Source organism: Actinomadura darangshiensis, assembly GCF_004349235.1.
Classification (GTDB): Bacteria; Actinomycetota; Actinomycetes; order Streptosporangiales; family Streptosporangiaceae; genus Spirillospora; species Spirillospora darangshiensis.
The window spans coordinates 1-7,762 of the sequence record NZ_SMKY01000368.1 but is presented as its reverse complement, the minus strand read 5'-3'; the positions used below and the strand labels follow the sequence as shown (position 1 = coordinate 7,762).

General features: G+C 75.5%; 5 protein-coding genes. 2 read left to right on the top strand and 3 right to left on the bottom strand.

The window, feature by feature from the left end:
* Positions 1–282 precede the first annotated feature (282 nt).
* The gene (locus tag E1293_RS41695; protein ID WP_132204806.1) at positions 283–984 is read right to left on the bottom strand and encodes a TetR/AcrR family transcriptional regulator; all 702 of its coding nucleotides are present in this window, start codon (positions 982–984) and stop codon (positions 283–285) included.
* A 138-nt stretch (positions 985–1,122) separates the two neighbouring features.
* Between E1293_RS41695 and E1293_RS41690 the strand changes: the two genes are divergently transcribed.
* Together E1293_RS41690 and E1293_RS41685 are read left to right on the top strand one after the other, a co-directional pair.
* Positions 1,123–2,061 (top strand): NAD-dependent epimerase/dehydratase family protein, encoded by a 939-nt coding sequence (locus E1293_RS41690; protein WP_132204804.1) that lies wholly within the window; start codon positions 1,123–1,125, stop codon positions 2,059–2,061.
* A 13-nt stretch (positions 2,062–2,074) separates the two neighbouring features.
* Positions 2,075–6,352 (top strand): FtsK/SpoIIIE domain-containing protein, encoded by a 4,278-nt coding sequence (locus tag E1293_RS41685; RefSeq protein WP_132204802.1) that lies wholly within the window; start codon positions 2,075–2,077, stop codon positions 6,350–6,352.
* Positions 6,353–6,868: 516 nt separating this feature from the next.
* On the opposite strand, the gene E1293_RS41680 is transcribed toward E1293_RS41685, so the two are convergent.
* The gene (locus tag E1293_RS41680) at positions 6,869–7,411 is read right to left on the bottom strand and encodes a hypothetical protein (RefSeq protein WP_132204800.1); all 543 of its coding nucleotides are present in this window, start codon (positions 7,409–7,411) and stop codon (positions 6,869–6,871) included.
* A gap of 134 nt (positions 7,412–7,545) precedes the next feature.
* Positions 7,546–7,762: hypothetical protein (locus E1293_RS48150; protein WP_165978644.1), on the bottom strand; the 217-nt coding region annotated here is incomplete at its 5' end.

The following is a 7,762-nucleotide window of genomic DNA, read 5'->3' as shown; positions in this document are numbered from 1 at the left end:
GCCGCACCACCGCCGGAGACGGTCGACTGGTTGGTCTTCATCGCGCTGCCCACGCGCTCCTTCCCGCCCTCCCGCGGACCCCGCCTCGCGGGGTCGCCACGGCACCGAGCGATCCATGCTTGCGGGGGCGGTGAGGCTACGTCAATGGATTCGGTGGACACGGGCCGTCCCATATCCGCGGAAATCGCGGTGACCTGCGAATTCACCGATCACATGACTTCTTACCACCAGTCACACGCGTCACTGACCCCCGTCGCGGCGGCGCCCGGAGGCCCCGCGGCGTCAGGGCTGGAAGCCGACGAGGCGTCCGAGCAGGGTCATGGTGTGGTCGAAGTAGGCGGCCCGTGCGTCGATCACGTTGGTGAATTGCCCGAACAATTCGAAGCTGACCGTTCCGTACAGTCCGGCCCACGCGGTCAGGGCCCGCGCCAGGGCGTCGTCCGGCAGTTCCATGGGGATGTGGGCGCGGACGCGTGCCATGTCCCCGGCGAGCGCGGGAGGCGCGGCCGGGCACGGCCCGGCCGGGTCGAGCGCATCGGCCGCGTGCGCCGCGTCGACGATCCGGACGAGGACGACCGTGTCGCGCAGGGCGGCGGGGACGGTGTCCTCGGGCGCCTCGTAGCCGGGGACGGGCGACCCGTACAGCAGCGCGTACTCGTGCGGGTGCGCCAGCGCCCATTCCCGGACGGCCCCGCACACGGCGAGCCACCGTCCGGCGAAGTCGCCCGCCCCGGCCTCGGCGTCGGCGCGCTCGACCGCGTCGCCGACCGCGTTGTAGCCGTCGATGATCAGCGCGGTGAGGAGGTCGTCGCGGCTCGGGAAGTACCGGTAGATGGCCGAGGACACCATGCCCATCTCGCGGGCGACCGCGCGCAGCGACAGCCCCGCCGCGCCGGCGGTGGCCAGCTGCCGCCTGGCGAGCTCGGTGATCTCCCGGACCAGCTCCGCCCGCACCCGCTCCCGTGCCGTCCTGCCCGCGCTCATGCCGGCGACTATAGCAGAGCGTCGCACTGGAACGAGAGCACTGCTCTTGACAACATCGCTCTCTGGCGAGAGCATTGCTCTCGAAGCAGAGCACTGTCGCCGACGGTCGGCGACGGCGGCACGGGATGGGGACGCGACATGGGCAAGCACGTGATCGTCGGGGCCGGGCAGGTCGGAGCGCACCTCGCCGAGCGGCTGACGCGGCGGGGGCACGACGTCGTCGTCGTGACGCGGTCCGGATCGGGGCCGGACGGCGTGGAGCGCATCGCGGCGGACGCCGCCGACCGGGAGCGGATCACGCGGATCGCCGCCCGGGCGGACGCGCTCTACAACTGCGTGAACCCGCGCTACCACCGCTGGGTCCAGGACTGGCCGCCGATGGCGTCGTCCTTCCTCGGAGCCGCCGAGGACACCGGCGCGGTGCTGGTGACCCTGGGCAACCTCTACGGGTACGGGCCCGTCGAGGGTCCGATCACCGAGGACCTGCCGCTCGCCGCGACCGGCGCCAAGGGACGCGTCCGGGCGAAGATGTGGCAGGACGCCCTCGCCGCGCACGAGGCCGGCCGCATCAGGACCACCGAGCTGCGCCCCGCCGACTACTACGGCCCCGGCAGCACCGACCAGTCCTACATCGGCGAGACGCGGTTCGTGAGGCCGCTGCTGGCGGGCAAGCGGGTGGCGTACTTCAGCGACCCGTCCATCCCGCACGCCTGGACGTACCTGCCGGACGTCGCCGAGGCGCTCGCCGTCGCCGGGACCGACGAGCGGGCGTGGGGCAGGACGTGGCACGTCCCGACGGCCCCGGCGGTGTCCACGCTGGAGGTCGCCGAGCGGCTGTGCCGGATCGCCGGCGCACCGGACCCGCGCGTCTTCCAGGTGCCCCGCCCCGCCTTCACCGCGCTGGGGCTGTTCGTGCCGATGCTGAAGGAGCTGCGGGAGACCCGCTACCAGTTCGACAAGCCGTACCTCCTGGACTCGTCGGCGTTCGAGTCCGCGTTCGCGATGGCGCCGACGCCACTGGACGCCGCCCTCAAGGCGGTCGTCGCCGCATCCGGGGATGGCGGCGGAGGCGAGTAATTAAACTGGGCGGATGCGGATCTCGTTCACGGCGCTGACCGGCGGAGGGCCGCGCGATGTCGTGCTGGACGTCGACCCCGAGGCCACCGTGGAGCGGGTCGCCCGGTCACTCGCCGCCACCCTCGACGGCCTGCCGCGCAGGACCCTCTGGATGGACGGCCGGATGCTGGATCCGCAGGCCCTCGCCGTGAAGGAGCTGCGGGACGGCGCCGTCGTGGCGGTCGAGCGGAGCGCCGCCGCGGCCACCGTCCTCGCCGAGCCGACCGGGCTGGTGGAGGTGCGGGTCGCCGGCGGCCCGGCGGCCGGGGCGGTGCACCGGCTGGGGCTCGGCGTCAGCACGATCGGCTCCGGGCGCGACGTCGACGTGGTGCTGGACGACCCGTCCGTCCCGGCCCGGTCGCTGCGGCTCACGGTCGGGCGCGAGATCGTGCACGTCGAGGCGTCCGCGACGACGACGATGCAGGGGGCCGCCGCGCTGGACGGGACGCCGCTCGCCGCGAAGACGGCGTGGCCGGCGGGCGTGCTGCTGTCGGTGGGGTCGAGCGTGCTGGCCCTCGCGCCGAGCACCGCGCCCGACGCGCATCTGGAGCGGCTGCCGCGGGGCGGCCTGGCGTTCGGGCGGCCGCCGCGGCCGAGCCCGCCCCAGGGCGTCCGGAGGCTGGTCGTCCCGGGGCGCCCCGAGCGGGACCCGCGCGAGCGGCTCCGGCTGATCGGCCGCACGGCGTACCGGAAGTCGCTGAAGGAGTACGAGCGCAGGTCCGCCGAGTTCGACGGCGAGGTGGAGCGGCTGCGGCGCGAGGACGAGGCCGAGCGCCGCGGGCTGCACCCCGATCCCGCCGAGGTGCTGCTGACCGCGACCGGGCCGCGGCGGCGGCTGTGGGAGCGCCGCCGCGGCGACCGGGACGTTCTGCAGCTGCGGATCGGCCTCGCCGACCGGCCGGCCCGCATCGACATGGCCGGCCCTGCCGAGCGGCAGCGGACCGGGGGGCGCGCGGGGTCGTCCGCCCAGATGGGGGTGGAGGTTCCGGTGGCCCGGCTGGTCCCGGTGGCGCTGCCGCTCGCCGAGCTGGGCGTCGTCGGGCTGGCGGGGCCGCGGCACGCGTCCCGCGCCCTGGCCCGCTGGATGGTCGCGCAGGCCGCCGCCCTGCACAGCCCCCGCGATCTGGCGATCGTCGTGCTGTCGGCCGACCGGAGCGCCGGGGACGAGTGGAACTGGGCGCGCTGGCTGCCGCACTGCGCGCCGCGCGAGGGCGAGGACTGCGTCGCCCTGGTCGGCGCCGACCCCGAGACGGCCGCGCGCCGCGTCACCGAACTGGCCATCCGGGTGACGGAACGCCGGCGGGCCGGGCAGGCCGTCCCCTACGACATCCTCATGGTGCTGGACGGCGCGCGTGCGCTGCGCCGCATACCGGGGATGCCGATGCTCCTGTCGCGGGGCCCCGAGTTCGGCCTGTACGCCATCTGCGTCGACGACGAGGAGCGCCTGCTCCCCGAGGAGTGCGGCGCGATCGCCGCGTGGGATCCGCAGCGGCCGTCGCTGGTCCGGCTCCAGGGGCAGGGTCCCGTGCTGGCCGACCAGGTCTCCGCCACCTGGTCCGACCGGGTGGCGCGTGCCCTGGCGCCGGTACGGGACGTCTCCCGCGAGGACGTCGACGACTCGATCCCGGCCGAGGTGCGGCTGCTCGACGTCCTCGGGATGCCGGAGCCCACCGCCGAGCACGTCCTCCAGTCGTGGAGCCGGGCGGGCGGCCGGACGACCCGCGTCCCCATCGGCCTCGCCTCGGGCGGCCGCTACGACGTCGACCTGCGCGCGGACGGCCCGCACGTGCTCATCGCGGGAGCCGCGGGCGCGGGCAAGTCGGAACTGCTGCGGACGCTCATCGCGTCGCTCGCCGCGTCCAACCGCCCGGACGAGATGACGTTCGTCCTCATCGACTACAAGGGCGGCGCCGCGTTCGGGGACTGCGCCCGCCTCCCGCACACCGCCGGCGTGGTCACCGACCTGGACGACCACACCACCGAACGCGCGCTGGAATCGCTCGCCGCCGAACTCCACCGCCGCGAGGAGGTCCTCCTCGACGCGGGCGTGAAGGACATCGACGACTACAACGACCTGCGGACCGCCGACCCCGCGCCGGCGGCCGTGCCGCGCCTCGGCATCGTCATCGACGAGTTCGCCGCCATGGCGGCCGCCCTGCCCGGCTTCGTCGGCGGGCTGCTCGACATCGGGCGCCGGGGCCGGCCGCTCGGCGTCCACCTGATCCTCGCCACGCGGAGCCCGGGCGAGGCCGTGACCGACGGCATCCGCGCCGGCACCGACCTGCGGATCGCGCTGCGCCTCACCGACCCGGACGAGTCCGCCGGCGTCCTCGGTTCGGCCGAGGCCGCGCAGATCTCCATGTCCACGCCCGGACGCTGCTACCTCCGCGCCGGCACGGCTCCGCCGCGGCGCGTCCAGTCCGCGCGGATCGGGGGCCGGCGCCCCGGCGCCGGGGCCGGCTCCGGCGAGCCGGTCGTCCTGCCGCTCCCCTGGCAGGGCCTGGGCCACCCGTTCCCCGGCCCACGCGAACCGGCGGACGACGACCCGACACCGGGCACCGACCTGGGCGTCCTCGTCCAGGCGATCGACGAGGCCGCCCGCCGCGCCGGCATCGCCCGGCAGCCGTCGCCGTGGCTGAACCCGCTGCCCGAGCGGGTCGCGCTGGCGCCCCGCACCGCCGCCGGGGGCTCGGTCGTGGACGTCCCGCCGATCCCGTTCGGCGTCACCGACCTGCCGGCCGCCCAGGCGCGCGAGGACCTCGCGCTCGACCTCGCGTCCGGCGGCCACCTGTACCTCGCCGGGTCCGCCCGGTCGGGGCGCTCCACGGCGCTGCGCACCATCGCCGGCTCGCTCGCCGGCGGCTGCTCCCCCTACGACGCGCACCTGTACGCCGTCGACTGCGGCGCGAACGCGCTGCTCCCGCTGACGTCCCTGCCGCACTGCGGCGCCGTCGTCACGCGCGACCAGCTCGACCGCTGCGAACGGCTCCTCACCGCGCTCACCGCGGAGGTCGGGCGCCGCCGGCGGCTCCTCGCCGAGGCCGGGTTCGGGTCCCTGGCCGAGCAGCGCGCCGCCGTCGCCGCCACCGACCGCCTCCCCTGGATGGTGCTGCTCCTCGACGGCTGGGACGGCTTCCTCGGCGCGTTCGAGCACCACGACCACGGCCGCCTCGTCGACCAGATCACCGGTCTCCTCACCGAGGGCGCCGCGGTGGGGCTGCGCGCCGTCTTCACCGGCGACCGCTCCGGCCTCGGCGGGCGGATCTCCGCCGTGTTCGGCCGCCGCCTCGTCCTGCGCATGGACGACCCCGACGACTACGGCTTCGGCGGGCTGCACGACAAGCAGGTCCCCGCCGCGATGCCGCCCGGCCGGGCCCTCGAACCGGTCGCGCCGGGCGCGCCGCCGCGCGAGTCGCAGATCGCGCTGCTGGGCGGCGACCCGTCCGGTCCGTCGCAGGCCGGCGTCCTCCAGGAGATCGCCCGGACGTGCGTGTCCCGCTACGGCCGGCTGCCGCGCCGCCGGCGTCCCCTGCGGGTGGACGAGCTGCCGGTCCGCGTCACCTACCGGGAGGCCATGTCGCTCGACCCGGAGTTCCTCGCCCCGTCCGCCCTGTGGGCCCTCGTCGGCGTCGGCGGCGACACCCTCGCCCCGGTCGGCGTCGACCTCCTCGGCGAGGGTCCCGGCTTCACCGTCGCCGGCCCGCCCAGCTCGGGACGCTCCACCACGCTGCGGACCATCGCCTGCTCGCTGCTCGACCCGGCCGCCGGCGGCGGGCTCGTCCCGGTCGTCCTCGTGACGCCGCGCCGGTCGCCGCTGCGGCTGCTGTCCGGCCGCCCCGGCGTGCTCGGCCTGCTCACGGCCGACTCGGGCGCCGCCGGCCTCGCCGAGGCCATCGGGGACGAGCACCGCTTCGCCGTCGTGGTCGACGACGCCGAACTCCTCGACGGGACGGGCCTGGGCGACGCGCTCAACGACGTCGTGCTCACCGCCCGCGACGGCGAGCACGCCGTCGTCATCGGCGGCACCACCGCCGACCTGGGCCGCGGCCGGCGCGGGTTCCTCGCCGAGACCCGGCGGTCCCGCTCCGGTGTCCTGCTCGCCGTCGACTCGCCCGGCGACGGCGACCTGTTCGGCCTGCGGCTGCCGGGCACCGCCCCGCTGGGCGGCCCCACCGGCCGCGGCATCTTCGCCGCGTCCGGCGTCACCACGCAGATCCAGGTGGCCCTGCCGCCCGCGACCGCGAGCGGCTGATCGCGCGAACTCCCGTTCCCGCGAGGGGTGCCCAATGTTCTTGGCGGAGCGTTAGGACGCGATTGGAGAACTGAGGGAACGCGGGCCAACCGGAGCGGCCGGCCCAGATAACGCTCTTATTTCGCGCGGATAAGGCGCGTTCCCACTCTTCGGTCACGGCCGGTCACAGGAGGCGAGGCTCCGGAACCGTCATGGCGCCGGCGGCGGAGTGCGCGGAAGGAATGGATGCGGGTCCCGGCCTCGGGGGGATGGGCCGGGACCCGCGGCTTGGGGGAACCGTCGCCCGTAAGTTCTCGAGTTCACCCAGGAATGGCGTCAGCCTACGCCTCATCGATCTCGTCAAGCCAGTCTCGGGCCGCGAATCGGTCCGGGAAAACGCCCTGATCCCGCCATCCCACCCTGTCCGGATGTGGCCACCAACGGGCACCGAGGCGCGCGCCGGCGGGCTTGTGACGAGCATAATTACTGCTCGTCAAGGACCTTTCCAAGCATTTTCGGAGGCGCCGGACGGGCCGCTCAGCGGTCGGCGCCCGGCGGGTCGTTCACCGGGTGCGCGTCCGGGTCCAGCACCCGCTCGGCGATCATGGTGATCTGCTCGCCGCGCGTCCGGAACACGAACCGGCGGCGGACCGCCTGGGTGACCTTGCCGCCGCCGTACCGGATCTCGGTGTGCTCGACCGCCTCCAGCGTGATGCGGTCCCCGGTCTGGAAGGCGCGCCCCCCGTCCAGGCGGGTGCGGGCGCCGGTGTAGGCGGGGCCGCCGTCGACCGGGGCGCGGTTGCGGATCTCCAGTTCGCGGACGGCCCGCTCCTGCGAGCGCACCAGCGTCGGGGAGATCCGGACGCCCTGGACCTCGGTGGGCGTGGCGCGGCGCTCGCGGTCGCCCTTCTGCACGAGGGCCTGGGAGCGGTGCTGCAGGTAGGTGCCGGCGACGACGGTGAGCTGCTCGGTGACGTAGCCGGCCACGGCCGGGCTCTCGCGCCGCATGCCGGACGAGGGCGCCAGCAGGCAGGCGGCCAGGACGAGCGCCAGGCCGGCCCGGGGCCACGGGCGAACCATCGGCCTCCCCCGCTGATCATGGGCGAGCAGATCCGAGCCGAGAGTACACCTGCCGGACGGGTCCGCAGGCCCCGCTTTCACCCGAAAAGGCCCGCGCCCCGGAACCGGGGCGCGGGCCTCGCGCGTACGGCGGTTCAGCTCGCCTCGGCCTCCAGCGCGGCGACACGGGAACGGGCCTCGGCCATCGCCTCGTGGTAGCGGGCCTCCCATGCCGGATCGCCGTCCGGGATGGCCGCGACGGTCTGGCGGCCGATCTCCGCGAGGACGTCCCCGTCCCCGTTGCGGGAGACCTGCCGGACGACGACCGTCGTGACGCCGGCGGACGACTCGGTGTGCGCCTCCCAGCGGGCG

Bases quoted from the DNA above. Each gene is read 5' to 3' on its own strand.
- E1293_RS41695 (WP_132204806.1), bottom strand. From the start codon at position 984: ATGAGCGCGGGCAGGACGGCACGGGAGCGGGTGCGGGCGGAGCTGGTC.
- E1293_RS41690 (WP_132204804.1), top strand. From the start codon at position 1,123: ATGGGCAAGCACGTGATCGTCGGGGCCGGGCAGGTCGGAGCGCACCTC.
- E1293_RS41685 (WP_132204802.1), top strand. From the start codon at position 2,075: ATGCGGATCTCGTTCACGGCGCTGACCGGCGGAGGGCCGCGCGATGTC.
- E1293_RS41680 (WP_132204800.1), bottom strand. From the start codon at position 7,411: ATGGTTCGCCCGTGGCCCCGGGCCGGCCTGGCGCTCGTCCTGGCCGCC.